Annotated in this window: 7 protein-coding genes; 2 read left to right on the top strand and 5 right to left on the bottom strand. The window is 67.5% G+C overall.

Annotation, left to right across the window (positions count from 1 at the left end):
* Positions 1 to 70: 70 nt before the first annotated feature.
* Together secD and ACEVQ6_RS01310 are read left to right on the top strand one after the other, a co-directional pair.
* A complete protein-coding gene (secD, locus tag ACEVQ6_RS01315; protein WP_374887080.1) occupies positions 71 to 2,614 on the top strand; it encodes a protein translocase subunit SecD in 2,544 nt (847 codons plus the stop codon).
* Between the two features lie 599 nt (positions 2,615 to 3,213).
* Positions 3,214 to 3,417, top strand: a complete 204-nt coding sequence (locus ACEVQ6_RS01310; protein WP_374887079.1) for a hypothetical protein — start codon at positions 3,214 to 3,216, stop codon at positions 3,415 to 3,417.
* An 82-nt stretch (positions 3,418 to 3,499) separates the two neighbouring features.
* On the opposite strand, the gene ACEVQ6_RS01305 is transcribed toward ACEVQ6_RS01310, so the two are convergent.
* The 5 genes from ACEVQ6_RS01305 to ACEVQ6_RS01285 form a co-directional block, all read right to left on the bottom strand.
* Entirely contained in the window at positions 3,500 to 4,807 is a 1,308-nt protein-coding gene (locus ACEVQ6_RS01305; protein ID WP_374887078.1) for a capsule biosynthesis protein, read from the bottom strand.
* Positions 4,804 to 6,414 carry an LTA synthase family protein gene (locus tag ACEVQ6_RS01300; RefSeq protein ID WP_374887353.1) on the bottom strand — a complete coding sequence of 537 codons (1,611 nt, stop codon included), beginning with the start codon at positions 6,412 to 6,414 and terminating at the stop codon, positions 4,804 to 4,806. Before ACEVQ6_RS01300 ends, ACEVQ6_RS01305 begins: the two co-directional genes overlap by 4 nt.
* 140 nt (positions 6,415 to 6,554) lie before the next feature.
* Positions 6,555 to 7,385, bottom strand: a complete 831-nt coding sequence (locus ACEVQ6_RS01295) for an SDR family oxidoreductase (RefSeq protein ID WP_374887077.1) — start codon at positions 7,383 to 7,385, stop codon at positions 6,555 to 6,557.
* 220 nt (positions 7,386 to 7,605) lie between these two features.
* The gene (locus ACEVQ6_RS01290) at positions 7,606 to 9,021 is read right to left on the bottom strand and encodes an aminotransferase class I/II-fold pyridoxal phosphate-dependent enzyme (protein WP_374887076.1); all 1,416 of its coding nucleotides are present in this window, start codon (positions 9,019 to 9,021) and stop codon (positions 7,606 to 7,608) included.
* Positions 9,018 to 16,532: an SDR family NAD(P)-dependent oxidoreductase gene (locus tag ACEVQ6_RS01285; RefSeq protein ID WP_374887075.1), complete on the bottom strand. Its 7,515-nt coding sequence runs from the start codon at positions 16,530 to 16,532 to the stop codon at positions 9,018 to 9,020. Before ACEVQ6_RS01285 ends, ACEVQ6_RS01290 begins: the two co-directional genes overlap by 4 nt.
* Positions 16,533 to 16,940: the final 408 nt, after the last annotated feature.

Here is a 16,940-nt window from a genome sequence, read left to right as displayed (position 1 = left end):
CGCCGCGTTCGTCTTCGGTTGCCGGCCGCATCCGCCTTCAGGGGATGGCGCCGGGCTTTTGGAAAACATCATGAGAACTTCGAAATGGGCCGTGCTGGCCTATGTCGTGGTGACGCTGTTCGGCATCATCGCGGCCCTCCCCAACGTGCTGACGCCGGCGGCGATGCAGACCGTCGGTCCCTACCTGCCCTTCGGGCCCGTGACCCTCGGCCTCGACCTCAAGGGCGGCTCCCACCTCGTGCTGGAAGTCGATGCCAGCGGGCTGAAGAAGGCGCGCCTCAACACGCTGCTCGAGGACGCCCGCCGTACGCTGCGTGCGGAAGGCGTGCCCGCCACGTCGGCCCGCATCACCGCCGACACGGTCACGGTCACCGTCGACGATGCGGCGGCGCGCGACCGCATCCTGCCGAAACTGCAGGAGCTCGCCGCGCCCACGGGCGGCACGCTCGGCTTTGGCGGAGGCCAGTCCGACATTTCGGTCGCCTCCTCCGACCAGGCGATCACCATCGCGCTCACCGAGGCCGGCCTTGCCGACCGCACCAGCAAGGCGGTGGAACAGAGCCTCGAAATCATCCGCCAGCGCGTCGACCAGGTCGGCGTCGCCGAGCCGCTGATCCAGCGCGTCGGCTCCGACCGCATCCTCGTGCAGCTTCCGGGCCTGCAGGATCCGACCCGGCTGCGCCAGCTCCTCGGCTCGACCGCGCAGATGAGCTTCCACATGGTCGATCCGGCGACCGACCCGAACCAGACGACGCCGCCGCCGCGCGGCGTTGAGATCCTGCCCGGTTCCAATGACGGCGCCCGCTACGCGGTCGAAAGCCGCGTCGCGATTTCCGGCGAGCGGCTGGCCGATGCCAAGGCCGGCTTCGACCAGCGCACCAACGAGCCGATCGTCTCCTTCACCTTCGACAGCCTCGGCGCGCGCCAGTTCGCCGACATCACCCGCGACAATGTCGGCCGCCCCTTCGCCATCGTCCTCGACGGCAAGGTGCTGACCGCCCCGGTGATCCGCGAGCCGATCATCGGCGGCCAGGGCCAGATCAGCGGCAATTTCACCGCCCAGGAAGCGACCGTCCTCTCCGCACTCCTGCGCTCCGGCGCGCTGCCGGCGCCGCTCACCATCATCGAGGAGCGCTCCGTCGGCCCGAACCTCGGATCGGACTCGATCCGCATGGGCCTCTACACCGGTCTCGCCGGCCTCACCGCCGTGGTCGTGCTCATGGTGCTGCTCTACGGCGCCTGGGGCTGGATCGCCAATTTCGGCCTGATCCTGCACACGATCTTCACCATCGCCGTGCTCGGCATGCTCGGCTCGACGCTGACCCTTCCCGGCATCGCCGGCATCATCCTCGGCATCGGCATGGCGGTCGACGCCAACATCCTGATCAATGCCCGCATCCGGGAGGAGACGGCCAATGGGGCCGGCGCGATGAAGGCGCTCGACCTCGGCTTCAACAAGGCCTTCGCCACCATCGTCGACGGCAACGTCACGACGCTGGTCGGCACGCTGCTGCTCTTCATGTTCGGCACGGGGCCGGTGCGCGGCTTCGCCATCACCATGATGATCGGCATCGTCATCTCGATGTTCACCTCGATCACCGTCGTCCGGCTGATGATGCACGAGACCGTCATCCGCCGGAAGATGAAGAAGATCGAGATCCACTCGCTGTTCGGCAAGGTGCCGCAGCTTCCCTCCTTCTCCTTCATGCGCGGACGCTTCATCGCGATCGGCGTCTCTGCCGTGCTGTCGGTCAGCTCGATCGTGCTGTTCTTCACGCCGGGCCTCAACTACGGCATCGATTTCGTCGGCGGCATCCAGGTCGAGGCGACCTCGAAGACCACGATCGACCTCGCGCCGCTGCGCTCCGGCCTCGAGGACCTGCGGCTCGGCGAGGTGGCGCTGCAGGAGTTCGGCCATGGCGCCTCGGTGCTGATCCGCGTCCAGCGCCAGGCGGGCGGCGAGGAGCAGCAGACGGTCGCGCTCAACGCCATCAAGGAACGGGTGGCGGAAATCGTCCCCGACGCGACCTTCGAGCGCACCGAAGTGGTCGGCCCGACGATCAGCGCCGAACTCGCCCAGTCCGGCTTCCTCGCCGTCGGTCTCGCGATGGTGGCGATCCTGATCTACATCTGGTGGCGGTTCGAATGGCATTTCGCCATCGGCGCCATCGTGACGCTGATCCTCGATATTACCAAGATGATCGGCTTCTTCGCGCTGACCGGCATCGACTTCAACCTGACGGCGATCGCCGCCGTCCTGACGCTGATCGGCTACTCGGTCAACGACAAGGTCGTCGTCTATGACCGCATGCGCGAGAACCTGCGCAAGTACAAGACGATGCCCTTCTCCGACCTGATCGACATGTCGATCAACCAGGTGGTTATGCGATGCATCTTCACCTCGGTCGCCATCCTCGCCTCGCTGCTGCCGATGGCGATCTGGGGAGGGGATACCGTCAAGCCCTTCGCCTGGCCGATGGTGTTCGGCGTCGTCGTCGCCACCAGCTCGTCGATCTATATCGGCGGTCCGATCCTGCTCTTCCTCAGCCGCTGGTGGAAGGATCGCGAAACGGCCCGCAGCACCCCGACGCCGGCGAAGCCCGCCGGCGCCTGAGAGGGCCTGGAACATGTCCAGCCGAGGCAGGATCGCCTCGGCGTCGGACAATGCGGCAAAGAGAAAAGGAGCGAGCACGGACGGCGAGCCGCTGTTCGCCGTCCGTGCTCTGGCCAGGGAAAAGGGCGGCTTCGGGCCGCCCTTTTCCGTTCGCCCGGCGCAGGGCAGATCGGTAAAGTTTTCATGACAGGGGCTTGCCGAACGGAAGCGGCACCTTACCTATGCTGCCGAAACGAGAGGACGTGTCATGAACACGCCGTCGGAAGGGCTCAAAGGGAAAGATTTTTGCGTTCTTCCGCCGTGTAATTGACAAAATTAGTAGATTATCCTAGTTTCACCATCACGCGAAGGGCATGAGGCCCGAGCGATGCCAACCAGATGCGTGGCCCCTTCCCGGGGCCGGGTCAAGCCAGAGGAGAAAGCCATGTCCAAAACGACCTGCCAAACCGCTTTCCGGGGTTTTGGCTCGAATTGTCGTCTCCTGCGAAAAACGACATGCGTGGTGCTTCGCCGTCCGATGTGACGGCCGCCCAGGCATATTTCAGGACACGTTTGAATTCAGGCAGTTGCGCGCGGGCCGCGCAACGGGAGCATCTGGCATGAAGAAGCAGGTTATCGAGTTTGGTGGAGAAGCCGTCGGGGTCGTCGTGCCCGAGGACGACTATGTCCGGTTCCTCGCGGTCAAGTATCACGTCTGGGATCTCGACGCCCAGCGCTTTGCCTCCGCCGACGAGGCGCGGGCGGCGATCGGCCGGCTGGTCAGCGCCCGCCGGCCGATGGCGGAGATCGCCAACGCGGCGTGACGCATCGCGCCGCTTTGAACATCCGTACGGAAAAGATCCGGCTGGAGCGATGCCGCGCCGGCTATAAACGTGCTGCCGACAATCAGGAGAGAGGGTCTGCGACGCGTCCACTCGCCGGAGGCCGCTTCCGGGGATGCCGGCGCGGTGGCGGGTCGACGAAGCCGCCGGGCTCGTTGACGCTGCGGCGATCGAGCCGCTCGGCGATCGCCTCGGCGCCGGCGTCGGTGCCGGCCGTGGAATAGAAATTCCCGCGAACCTGGATGCTGGCGGCGACGAGCCGGAAGAAGGCGGAGACGAGGTCGGCATCGGGCAGCGCCGGATCACGCCAGAAGGCGTCGAGCGGCCGCTGGTCCGTCAGGCCGGGCATGTCGAAGATCGCCGTGCCGAGCACCTTGACCGGAGTCCGCTCCCTCAGCGCATGCAGGCCGACGGTCGAGTTGACCGTGACACAGCCCCGGCTCGCCGCCAGCAGCGCCGCGAGGTCGCCGCCGTCGACGAAGGCGGCGCGGTCGCCGAGGTGAAGCGCGGCCGCCCGTCTCGTGATGAAGCCCCGCCAGTCGATCAGGCCGTTGTCGAGCGGGTGCAGCTTGACGAGAAGCCGCGCATCCGGATCGGCATGGGCGGCAAACGAGGTCAGCACCTCGTCGATCGCGTCTTCCTGCCGACAATACGGGGAGTGGGCGCGAAGCTGGTAGTCGGTCTGCAATTGCAGCGGCAGCACGAAGTAGGGCGCTCTCGACGCCCGGAGCGCGGCGATCGCTTCCGCGGCCTCCCGCGCGCGGCGCTTGCCCGCCATCAGCCGGCGCACCCAGCCGTAATATTCCGCCAGCGGGTGGAAGAGCGCGTGCCAGCGGTAATGCGGGTAGACGAACCAGAGGAAGACGTTCGGCAGGTTGTAGAGAAGATCGTAGCCGGCGTCGGCGACGAAGGTCTGGCTGTAGCGCGGCGTCCAGTCCGGCTCGGGCAGTGCCCGCGCCGCCTCGAGAATGTGGTCTGGATCGGCGGGAAAATGCGAGTTGGAGGACATGCCGTCGCGTTCGACCGTCAGCCAGTCCGGCCGCAGATATCCCATCTCGATCACGGTGACGTCGACGCCGAGCGCCCGCGCCGCAGCCGTCGCGGCGCGGTGGTGCGGCCGCTCCTCGCCAAGAAGCACGAGGTCGCTTACCCTCTCCTCGCGCATCACCCGCGCGGCATAGGCGCCGAAATCCCCGACCCGGCCGCGATAGTGGAAAGCGCCGCGCCGCCGCCAGAAGATCCGGTCGCCCATGTTGAGGTTGATGCGCAGGCAGCGATGGCCGCGCGCCTCCAGCCTCGCCGCGATCTTCATGAAGATCGGCGAGGACGGGCCTTGCAAGAACAGGAAGGTGCGGGGCGGTGCATCGTTCATTCGGCGACCGTGTCCGCCGTCAGCGGCTTGCGGCTGAGCTTGGCATGGCGCAAAAGGGCCCGGATCAGGTCCCAGGGTTCCTCGTTGCGCGGGAAGACCGGCCCGTGCTGGCTGGTGCGGGCGTCGGCGAGCGGCAGGATGAAATAGTCGGTGCGCGGATCCGGGAAGGGGTCGGCGAAGGATTTGAGCAGCGGCGCATGGTCGCCGTAGAAGACGAACCAGACGGGGCGGTCGAGCTTGCCGAGGAAATCGATGAGCCGGCCGAGCGCCGCGTCGGATTTCTGCAGCAGGTCGAGATAGATGCTGACGGGATCGTTGAGGCCCTCGACGCGGCCCGGCTCCCAGGGGCCGTGATTGGCCATGGAGGCGACGAAGATCAGGCTGCTTTCCGTATCCTTCAGCGCCTTCACCTCGTCGATCACGCGCCGGGTCAGCGTCTCGTCGGAGACATAGGGCCCATCGCGCGCGGGAACGTGGTCGAAGGCGTCGAGCATCGTCATCTTCTGGAAGCCGAGCTGCGGCATCGCCTTGTGGCGGAAGAAGAAGGTGCGGCTGTAGGGATGGATGAAATGGGTCGACCAGCCGGCATTCTTGAGCTTCATCGGCCAGACGAGGTCGCCGTAATGGCTTGCCCTCAGATAGGGATAGGCGGCATCGACATGGAGATCGTCGGGCACCAGCCCGCTCAGGACCGCGAATTCGGTGCGCAGCGTATAGCCGCCCTCGAACACGGTGCTGAGCCGGCCCCATTGCGCCGCGAGCCGCTTCATCCGGTCGATGTTCGGCAGCTTGATCGAACTGACGCCGAAATGGCGCATGTCGATGAAGGATTCCGACTGCCAGACAAGGATCAACGGTGCCTTTTCCGCCGAGCCGTGGCCGATCAGGTCCTGGACGGCGGCGTAGAGGCGCTCGGAGATTTCCGCGACCACCTCGGCCCGCTTCATGCCGAGCCAGGCCACGAAATGGAAGAAGACGGAGCAGAAGGTGCCGAAGCGCGCCGTGCTGGCGCGCACATTCATCTGCCGCACCAGCGGGCGGATCAGCGTCGCCACGATCTTGTTGACCGGGCCGTAGAACAGCAGGATCCAGGGCGCGGCGGCGACGCCGATCATCACCATGACCCAGAAGAGCTTGGCGCGCTGCGGCAGCACCGAGGGCTCCAGGATCATGTAGGCCGCAGATGCGCCGAAGACGTAGACGAAGGAGAGGAGCCAGAAGATCGCGTTGAGCTTCGTCGCGTAGAAGATCGTCTTGTACTTGAAGACGTCGGCGACGAGCGCGATGTCGGAAAAGATCAGCGGCTCGCGGATGAAGCGGAATTTCACCCGCGAGATGCCCATGAAGATGACGAAGAAGCTGATCGCGCCGGCCGCGGCATAGAGCGGACGCCAGGAGATGGCGAAGAAGAAGGCGAAGATCAGCGCGATGACCGGCAGGCAGACCAGCGTGTCGACGATGTTGTCGCGCCGCGTCAGGCCGATCCGGTTCGCCTTGCGCACCCGCTTCGGCAGCGCGAAGCGATCGACGAAGATGATGACGACGCAGGCAAGCACATAACTGAAAAGCGTCAGGGCGAGCGGGTAGTCGTGAGGGTGGAAAGGCATGAACGTCAAACGGCTGACCCTTCGGACTTATTCTCGACCCGGACGCCCGCACCGGTGCCTGAGCCTTCTACTGCATCTTTGGTCGCAGCGGAATCGGTTTGAACGGCAAATTCGCGAAAGGGCACGGCGGCGAGGCTGCCTCAGGACCCGCGGCCTGCGTCCGCCTTGCGCCGCGCGCGCAGGATGAGGCGGTCGAACCACCGGTCGAGAAGCGGCCGGACAAGGCCGCCGAAGCGGCCGAGCGCGTGAAGTTCGAGGCCGATGAAGACCTCGGCCCTCCCCCTGTCGATGCCGGCGAGGATGGCGGCGGCGACCGCCTCCGCCGGCCATGGCCGGACCGTGCCGATCACCGCCTCGGCCTCGGGCGGGCGAAGCGGCAGCTCCTCGAGATATTGCGGCGTCACTGTGTCCGGCGGAAACGCGATGGACACGGTGATGCCCGCCGGGCGCGCCTCCGCCCGGAGCGAACCGGCGAGGCCGCGCAGGGCGAATTTCGAGGCGCAGTAGGCCGAATAGCCGTAGAGCCCCGTCAGGCCCGCGCCCGACGACAGGATCATGATCGCGCCGGCGCGCCGGCTGAGCATGCCCGGATAGACCGCGCGGATGCTGTTCGCGACGCCTGAGAGATTGACCGCGATCTGCCGCTCGAACACGTCAGGCGCCTGGCCGTCGAAGGTGCCGGGCGTCACCATGCCGGCCGATGCGACGAGGATGTCGCACGGCCCCTGGCGTGCCTCGAGCGCCAGCATCGCGGGCCCGAGTTGATCCCGGTCGGTTACGTCGGCGGATCCGATGGCGATGCGCGCCGCTGCCCCGGGCACGCCCGACGCGAGCCCGTCCCGCGCCGCCTCGAGCAGGGGCAAGGTGCGGGCGACGAGCGAGACGCGCGCGCCGCGGCGCAGATAGAGCGCGGCCAGCGCGAGCCCGATGCCGCTGGAGCCGCCGGTGATGACGACATGGGGAGTGGTCACGTCGCCTCCCGGCTGTGGCGTGGCCTCGGGGATGGGGTCCCGGCGCCGTTACGCCCTGTCTTCCTGTCTTGTCGGATCATCCGACGCGGGCGCGAGAACGCTGCGGCTTGAGGAGTTCCGAAGCATGTCGCGATCTTTCGACCGCGCCGTCCTGCGTCGGGCCTTCGTCGTCACAAAGGGTCTCGTCGCAGGACCGCCGCGCATTCTCGCGCGACATGCCTCAGCGCGTCGCCAGCAGTTTCAGCATATGCTCGACATCGACGGAGCCGAGGCCGAAATTGCGGTCGGTCAGCGCCTTAAGCTTTTCCGCCGTCAGCGCCACGGTGCGGGCGATCTGATCCTCGGTATGCTCGCTGGTGATGAAGAAGCGCAGACGCGCCAGACCTTCCGGCACGGCCGGATGGATGATCGGCAGCACGTTGACTCCGGCTTCCAGGAGATCGTTCGAAAGCTGCGCCGCCCGCAGCGAATCGCCGACCAAGACGGGGACCACCGAGAAGCCGCCGCTGAGGCCGGTGTCGAGCCCCGCTTCCTGGGCGAGCTTCAGGAACAGCGCGCCGTTGCGGCGCAGGGCTGCGGTGCGCTGCGGCTCGCGGGTCAGCACGTCGAGGCTCGCGACCGCCGATGCCGCCAGCGCCGGCGCCAGGCCGACGCTGTAGACGAAGCCGCCGGCCGAGGCCTTGAGGATCGCCGCCAGCGCCGCATTGCCGGCGATATAGCCGCCGCAGCTCGAGGTCGTCTTCGACAGCGTGCCCATCCAGATGTCGACCTGCTTCGGGTCGATGTTGAAATGCTCGAAGGTGCCCTTGCCGCGCCGTCCGAGCACGCCGAGCGAATGGGCCTCGTCGACCATCAGCCAGAAGCCGTATTCGGCCTTCAGCTTCAGGATCGCCGGCAGGTTGGCGACGTCGCCGTCCATCGAGTAGATGCCCTCGACGATGACGAGGATGCGGCGGTAGTCGCCGGAAACCGTTCGCAGCACATGTTCGAGGTCGTTGACGTCGTTGTGCTTGAACAGGCGGCGCGTCGCGCCGGACAGCTTGATGCCGGCGAGCGCGCTGTTGTGGATGAACTCGTCATGGACGACGAGATCCTTGGGGCCTGTGAGGCAGCTGATCGCCGCGACATTGGTCAGATAGCCCGAGACGAAACAGACGGAGGCCTCGACGCCGTAGAAGGCGGCGATCCGGCGTTCGAGCTCGACATGGACCGGGCGCTCCCCGGCGACCAGCCGGCTGGCGGATGCCGACATGCCGTAGGTCCGGATCGCGTCGCGCGCCGCCTCGTGCACCTGGGGATGCCGGTTGAGGCCGAGATAGTCGTAGGAGGCGAAATTGATCAGCATCCGCCCGTCGATCACCGTCGTGGCGCCGGCCGCCGTCTGGTGGGCCCGGTAGAACGGGTTGCCGATGCCGACTTCCTCGCCGACGATCTTCTGCGTCAGCACCTGCTTGTATTCCGGCAGGTCCTCGAACTGGAGCTGGGTCCGGCGCACCGGCGGCGGCAGTTCGCGCTCCGTCCGGGCGATGCGGTTTCGTTCGGAGGAATGATGGGTGTTGCGCATCCGGTCAAGGAGGCTTTCCTTGACGCTGCTGCTCATCTTGCGCTCGCCATGCGCCATGTCGCCGTCGCTCATTGGCTCAGTGCCTTCTCCGTCTCCGCGGCCGTTCCGACATGGCGCAAGGCCAGGTCGCTGACGATCTGCTTGTCGGCGCCGCCGGCCTCGTCGTCCGCCGACAGGTCGCGCTTGCTGACCTTCTCGTAGAGCTTGCGGGCCACGTCGCCGACGGTGGTGTTGTCTGCGACGCCGCTCAGCGGCATGTCGAAGCCGGTGCTCTGCTGGAAGTTCATGCCGAGCTCCACCGCCATCAGGCTGTCGAGGCCGATCTCCTTCAGGATCTTGTTGCGCGAGATCGTGTCCTTCGACACGCGCAGGATGGCCGCGATCTCGCCGGCGACGAGATCGTAGAGCACGTCTTCCGCTTCCTGCGGCGACTTGCCCTCGATCATGCCGACAAGGTCGATGGCGAGGCCGTCGGCGCCGCCGGCATGCTGGTCGGCACCGCGCAGGATCACCTCGAACAGATCGTTGCGGGCGACGGCAAGGTTGCGCGCCGCCGACCAGTCGATCTCCGAGATCATCGCCACCGCCGCGTCGACCGTTCCGGGATCGGCCGTAAGATAGGCCTCGACCAGGTCGAGCGCCGCGTCGGCCTTCAGTGCCGTCTTGCCGATGCGCTTGGCGAGCAGGTCGTTCACGTCGGTGTTGTTGGCGAGATAGCCCTTGTCGGCGATTGCCCCGAAGCCGAAGGCGTTGGCGGGCAGGCCCGCCGCCCGGCGCGCCCGCGCGAGCCCCTCGAGATAGCCGTTCGCCGCGACGTAATTCGCCTGGCCGGGATTGCCGATTAGGGTCGTCGCCGAGGAGAACAGGATGAAATGATCGAGGGTATCCTCGCGGGTCAGCGCGTCGAGATGGGCCGCACCCTCGGCCTTGGTGGCAATGACCGGCCGGTTGCGCTCGGCCGTCAGGTTCGAGATCAGCGCGTCGTCGAGCACCATGGCGGCGTGGATCACGCCCTTGATCGGCGCTGCGAGCCGGAGCTCGTCGAAGAGCCCCTCCACGGCGCTGCGGTCGGTGACGTCGCAGGCATGCAGCGTCGTCGTCACGCCGAGCGCCTGCCACTTCGCCATCTGCTCGCGCGTCTCGGCATCGGCGACGCCGCGGCGCGAGCAGAGCGCGATGCGCCGCGCGCCCTTTTCCACCAGCCAGTTGGCGGCCGCGAGGCCGAAGCCGCCGATGCCACCGACGACGAGGTGCACGCCGTCGCGGTCCGCGGCAAGCCGGGCGCGTTTCGGGCGCAGGTCGACGACATGCCGTCCGGCGACGGGAGGCAGGACGACGATCTTGCCGATATGGCCGGCATTCTGCATCAGCCGGAAGGCGTTGCCGATCTCGTCGTGGTCGAAGGCGCGGTAGGGCAGGGGCGAGAGATGGCCCTCTTCGAACAGATGGCCGATCTCGGCGAAGATGCGGCGCGTCACCTCCGGCGCCCTGACCAGCAGCTGGTCGGCGTCGATGCCGAAATAGCTGATGTTGCGGCGGAAGGGGCGAAGGCCGATCTTGCTGTCGCCGTAATAGTCGCGCTTGCCGAGCTCGAGGAATCGGCCGAACGGCTTCACCAGCGCGATGCTCTGCTCCATCGCCTCGCCGAACAGCGAGTTGAGCACGAGGTCGACACCCTCGCCCGCGGTCGCGTGCAGCACGTCGTTGACGAAGCCGAGCGAGCGGGAATCGAAGACCTGGTCGGCGCCGAGCATCGCGAGGAAGCGACGCTTCTCGACAGTGCCGGCGGTCGCGATGACGCGGGCGCCCTTCAGCTTGGCGACCTGCAGCGCGGCAAGGCCGACGCCGCCGGCCGCGCCATGGATCAGGATGGTTTCCCCGGCGGAGATCCGGCCGAGTTCGACCATGGCGTAATAGGCCGTCAGGAAGGCGACCGGGACGGTGGCGGCCGCGACCGGGCTGACCGTCGCCGGAAGCCGCGCCACGCCGGCGCGGGCGACCACGGCGTGGGTCGAGAAGGCCGCGGAGGCGATCGCCATCACCGCGTCGCCGGGCAGAAGATCGGTCACCTTGCGCCCGGTGGCCACGACATGGCCGGAAAGCTCCATGCCGATCGTCGCGCCGGCGAAGCCGTCCTCCAGCGCCTCTTCCGGCAGGAGGCCCATCGCCCACATCACGTCGCGGAAATTGAGGCCTGTCGCGGCGACGCGGACGACGACCTCGTCGTCGGCCGGCACGGGAATGTCGGCTTCCTCCCAGGCGATGCTGCCGACCTGCGAGGCGACGCGCTGGCGGATGGTCGCGGCGGCGAAGCTGCCGGTCTGCGTGAACCGGCCGGGGGCGGGCCCGGAGACGGCGCGAACCTCGCGCAGCTCCGCGCCGTCGACGATCCATTCGCGGTTGGCGCCGTCGCAGGCGACGGACGACAGCGCCGCCAGCACGGATCCTACGGACGCATCCGCGCATTCCACGCTGTGGACATCGAGCGCCTCATACTCGTTCTGCAGCACGCGGGCAAAGGTCCAGAGGCCGGCATTGACCGGGCAGGACGGCCCGGTGCCGACCGGCGCGCCGCCGGTGGCGACGAGCAGGAGCGGAACGCGCGCCGACGTTTCCGTCGAGGCGGCATGGGTGCGCACGGCCTCCGCGCAGGCGCCGAGCATCATCACGCGGCCCTGCAGCACGGCGGAACCGCCGTCGATGCCGGCCGCGGGCGCGGCCGAGAGGAAAACGAGCGGCGAAGCACCGGCGTCGGAAAGCGCCGCGACGACCGCGGCCCGGTCGCGTTCCGCGTCGCCCGAAAGATCGAGCGTGCGTGTCAAGGGCCGGGCGGCGGCGATCGCGGCGGCGAGCGCCGCGTCGTGGCCGTCATGCAGCAAGAGAACCGGCGTGTCGCCGGTGATCAGGGCCGTGGTCGCTCCGGGAGCGGCGGCGGAAGTGGCCCGTGCCTCGATCGAGATCACCGCGCCATGGGGGAATTCGTGGTCGGCAATGCCGACCTCCGCCAGGCCGAGATCGGCGATCAGCTTCTGCCACTGACCGAGGCTCGCCTGGCGGCCGACGGGAAACTCCGCCGACGGGCTGCGGGAGAACCAGCCTTCCGTCAGGCCGAAGGCGAAATCGTTGAAGATCGACGGGGCGGGCACGGCGCCGATCAGGACGCCGCCAGCGGCGAATGCCGAGCGGAGCGCCGTGCGCACCGAGCCGTCTTCCTCGACGAGCGCCTGCAGGATGTCGGAGGCGCTGACGGCGATGTCGAAGCCCGGCACCGACGAGAGGCCGTCCTTCTTCAGCACTGTGACGTGGGGCGCGTTCTCGAAGGCGATCTCGATGTTGCGCTGGGCGTTGTCGCGCGGCTCGGCGATGACGAGCGACGCGCCGAACCGGCCGGCAAGTGCGGCGATGCGCCGGCTGAACGCCGCGGAGACCGTGCCGAGCTCGACGACGCGCAGCGGCCCTTCGGCCTCGGCTGCGGCCAGCGCGCGCTCGAGCGCCGCGAGGACCATGTCGGCGCGGTCGCGGCTCGCCGCCGAATGCACCGCCTGATGGTCGAGCGTCGCCTCGCTGGCGAAGGGCGGCCAGGCGATCGCCGCGTCGGCATCCGTGCTCACCTCGTCGGCGAAAAGCCGGTCCAGCCGGTCAAGCGCCTCGGCATGGCTGTCGTTGATCAGGATCGCCTCGACCGCGCGGTCGGGACGGTCGCGGTAGAGGTCGCCGAGGATGTCGGCGACCGGCGGCAGGGAATACTCCGCCGAGACGGCCCACAGGCCGTTGCGGTTCTCGCAGAGCCCGGCATCCTCAAGGATGAAGAGGCAGTTGGTGACGAAACAGCGGAACGCCGCATCGCCCGGCAGATGCCGGCCGTCGATGACCGAGGCGCCGCGCGCCGCCTTCAGCGCGATGTCGTGACAGGCGCGATAGATCGCGGCGTTGAAGAGCAGCGTCGTGTTGTCGACGCCGACGGCCCCGGCGGCCTCGACAAGTCCCTCGGGAAGCGTGCCGGCGAGCGCGCCGCGGGCCGCGCGCCGCGCGACCGCCTCGTAGTGGATCGACAGCATGTCGAGCGTCTTGTGCTGGCGCAGATAGGTGCGGCGGAAGCGGCAATCGTCGAATTCCGCCACCGGTTCGCCCGCCTTGTCGAAGAAGCGGAACTTCGCCTTGATCGAATTGGCGCTGAACCGCTCGATCTCGATCGTCGCGCGGCGGATCGTCTGGCCCGGATTGACGACGCGGATCTGGCCGAAACGGACCGGAATATAAGGCGCGCCGCCCTTCTCGCCGCTCAGCCGTTCGAAGAGCGCCACGAGGCCGTGGAAGGTGGCGTCGACCGAGATGGGATGCAGGCCGTAGGAGAGATAGGGGTGGGCGACCGGTTCCGGATCGCGCAGTTCCACGTCGACCATGCGGTCGCCATAGGCGATGGCGCGCACCAGGAGCTGGAACCGGTTGCCGTAGTCGAGGCCGAACTGCCGCGCCGTCTCGTAGGCCTTCGCCGCCGTGACGCTCGCCGTCTTCTCCATGCCGGAAAAGCTCGGGCGGCGCCCGGCGGAACCCGGCAGGGTCTTGCGGCAGCGGGCGACGGCATGCACCGCCCACTCGTCGTCGCTCAGCCGCTCGCGCGAGCGGATCTCGATGTCGCCGGTCTCCGGGGAGATCACGGTCGACAGTTCCATGATGCGGCTGTCGCTCAGCTCCAGCGGCCGGACGATGTCGAGGTTGGTGATGCTGACGTCGCTGGCGCCGTAGAACTGCCGGGCCGCCGAGACGGCGATCTCGATGAAGCCGCTGCCCGGCAGGATCGCCTTGCCGTCGACGACATGCTCGGCGAGATCGGGGAAGAGCCGTGCATCGACATGGTTCTTCCAGCTGCCGCTCTGCGGATCCGTCCGCCATCCGGCAAGGGTGTAGCGGGCATCGCCGCCGCCGAAGACGTCGACCGCCTCGCTTGTCCGCGCCGGGCGGAGGTCGCTGTTCTCGAAGGGCAGGACGGGCAGGTTGACGAAGGCGTTGCGGCGGCCGAAGGCGCGCGCCTCGTCGAAGGCCGCGCCATGGGCGACGGCCCGCGCCATGGCGCGCGAGATCGGATCCTGCCGGCGCGGCGAGGGATCCTTCGTCAGCGTCGCGATCGCGGCACCCTGGATCGCCGACTGCTTGATCGTCTCCTTGACGTAGGAGGAAAGGATCGGCCGGGGCGAGATCTCGACGAAGAGCGCGCAGCCCAGGTCGATCGCGGCCTGCGTCGCCTCCTGGAAGCGGACGGGCTCGCGGACGTTCTTCCACCAGTAGTCCGGATCGAGCTTCATGCCGTCGAGCCTGCCGCCGGTGACGGTCGACAGATAGGCGAGGTCGGTATTGCGCGGGGCAATGTCCGGGATGTCCATCAGGAAGGCGTCTTTCGCCTGATCGATGATCGGGTGATGGAACGGATAGTTGATGTCGAGCACCTGGGCCGGGATCTTCGCCTTGCGGGCGGCGTCGCGGAAGGCGGTGACCTCGGCGACCGGGCCGGAGATCGTCACGGAATTGTGGGCGTTGACCGCCGCGACGCAGACCTGGTTGAGGCCGCGCGAACGGGCGAAGTCCTCGGCGGCGTCGGGGCCGAGCATGACGGCGGCCATCGTGCCCTTGCCGGCGAGCAGGTCCTGGTGCAGCGAGCGCTTGGCCACGATCGCCACCGCGTCGACCAGCGAAAGCGCTCCCGCCGCATAGGCGGCGGCGATCTCGCCGACGGAATGGCCGAAGACCGCATGCGGCTTGATGCCCATCGCGATCAGCGAATCGGAAAGGGCGGCCTGAACGGCGAAGAGCAGCGGCTGGGCGATCTTCGTGTCGGCGAGCTTGTGCTCTAGGTCCGCGTCGAACAGGATGTCGGTCAGGACGAGATCGGAATGGAAGCCGAACAGCGCGCTGACGGACGTGAAACACTGGCGGAAATGCAGGTTCTCGCGGAAGGCTTCGGCGCCCATGCCCGCCCATTGCGAGCCGTTGCCGGAGAAGACGAAGGCGACCTTGGCGTTCTTGACCACGGCCTCGCCGGCCTCGCCGATGTCGGTGGCGGGCTTTTCGAGATGGCTGGCGATGGCGCGGACGATGTCGTCGGGATGGTCGCTTCGCGCGGCGAAGCGGTGGCGCATCTGCGTGCGGTTGGCGCCGGAGGCGGCGATGACCGCGCGCGTCTCGGCCTTGGAGGCCTTGCCGAGGCGCTCCTTGTAGGTCTTCAGCAGTTCCTCGAGCGCGCTTGCCGTATGGGCGCTTGCCAGGAACAGGTGTCCGCCCGAATGGCCGGCATTGCTGCGGTCTTCCGGAAGCGGATCGGGATCGGAGATCACCACATGGGCATTGGCGCCGCCGAAGCCGAAGGAGTTGATGCCGGCGAGCCGCGCGCGCTTGCCGCGCAGGAGCTCGATCGGATTGGCGGTGACGCGGACGTTCAGCGCCTCGAAATCGATGTTCTCGTTCGGCGCGTCGAAATGCAGCGAGGCCGGCAGGTAGTTGTTCTCGAGCGCGAGCATCGCCTTCAGCATGCCGAAGATGCCCGATGCCGGCTCGGTATGGCCGATATTCGACTTGATCGAGCCGATCGGGACCGGGGCATTGCGCCGCGCGCCGATCACCGTGCCGATCGACCAGACTTCGGCCGGGTCGCCGACCTTGGTGCCAGTGCCATGGCCTTCGACGAAGGCGACCTGGTTCGGGTCGATATTGTGCCCGTCATAGATGGAGCGCAGGAGGTTTGCCTGCGACTGGCGCGAGGGCAGGGAGATGCCGTTCGTCCGGCCAGCCGAGTTGACGCCGCTGGCGATGATCTTGGCATAGCTGCGGTCGCGTTCCTGCCGGGCGCGGTCGGAACGGCGCAGGATGAGGACGACGCCGCCTTCGGCGCGGACATAGCCGTTGCCGTTGTTGTCGTAGGCACGGCAAAGCCCTTCGGGCGAGAGCATGCGCGCCTGGGCGAAGCCGACGAAGGGAAGCGGGTGGACCAGCGTGTTGACGCCGCCGACGATCGCCGTGTCGATCTCGCCGGCCGTCAGCGCCTGCATCGCCTGGTCGAGCGCGACGAGCGAGGAGGAGCAGGCCGTGTCCACCGTCATGCTCGGACCGGACAGGCCGAGATTGTGCGACACGCGGTTCGACACGATCGACAGCGTGTTGCCGGTCATGAAATAGGGGCCGGCCGCCGCCGGGTCCTGCGTGATCAGGTTGGCGTGGTCGAGGCTCGAGGCGCCGATATAGACGCCGACCTTCTGCCCGTGCAGCGCGTTGACGGGAATGTTGGCGTCCTCGAGGGCCCGCCAGGTCAGTTGCAGCACCAGGCGCTGCTGCGGGTCCATGTGCATGGCCTCGCGCTGCGACATGCCGAAGGCCGTCGGGTCGAAGGCGTAGATCGAATCGAGCACGCCGGCGGCGAAGGTGTAGGTCTTGCCGGGGACGCCCATGTCCGGATGCCAGAACCGGGCCTTGTCCCACCGGTCGCCCGGAATGTTCGTGACGGCGCACACGCCCTTGCGCAGCAGATTGAACAGAGCCCGGGGCGAGGTCGCACCCGGCGCCACGCAGGCACGGCCAATAATGTCAACTGTCATATTCAAACGAACACTCTGAGCTGTCGTTATGTTTCGGAGGTGCGCGCGAACGCCTTGCGCCGCGCGGACCGGCGATGCCAAATTCTTTCGATTACGTCACACGCTTGCCAAATCCCCGGCCGTCGTCTGAGCTTTTAACCCATGTTCCAGACGTTGCAACCCCCGCTCGGGTTACCATACACCGCACCCTTCGTCCTCCAAAACAAATATGGACACGGGCTGTAACGGTTGCTGAGTTCATCGCATCGCTCCGGAATCATTGGCGGAATCGCGTTCGGGGAGGACATTTTCGCCATTTTCCCCGTGCGCCTGCTGCACATCCCTTCCATCGTCACCCGCTCTTTCAGTATTTCAACACTCACGCAAGTTCCATGCCTTTTTTCTCCTTCGGGCGGCAAAAGGCGGAAA

Origin of the sequence: Ensifer soli, from assembly GCF_041928815.1 — a bacterium.
Lineage (GTDB): Bacteria > Pseudomonadota > Alphaproteobacteria > Rhizobiales > Rhizobiaceae > JBHFEI01.
Note: the sequence above shows the minus strand (reverse complement) of the source record. Positions and strands in the feature narration are given on the sequence as shown.

Excerpts from the sequence above, each read along its gene's own strand:
- ACEVQ6_RS01305 (WP_374887078.1), bottom strand. The coding sequence starts at position 4,807 with ATGAACGATGCACCGCCCCGCACCTTCCTGTTCTTGCAAGGCCCGTCC.
- ACEVQ6_RS01285 (WP_374887075.1), bottom strand. The coding sequence starts at position 16,532 with ATGACAGTTGACATTATTGGCCGTGCCTGCGTGGCGCCGGGTGCGACC.
- ACEVQ6_RS01290 (WP_374887076.1), bottom strand. The coding sequence starts at position 9,021 with ATGAGCGACGGCGACATGGCGCATGGCGAGCGCAAGATGAGCAGCAGC.
- secD (WP_374887080.1), top strand. The coding sequence starts at position 71 with ATGAGAACTTCGAAATGGGCCGTGCTGGCCTATGTCGTGGTGACGCTG.
- ACEVQ6_RS01300 (WP_374887353.1), bottom strand. The coding sequence starts at position 6,414 with ATGCCTTTCCACCCTCACGACTACCCGCTCGCCCTGACGCTTTTCAGT.
- ACEVQ6_RS01310 (WP_374887079.1), top strand. The coding sequence starts at position 3,214 with ATGAAGAAGCAGGTTATCGAGTTTGGTGGAGAAGCCGTCGGGGTCGTC.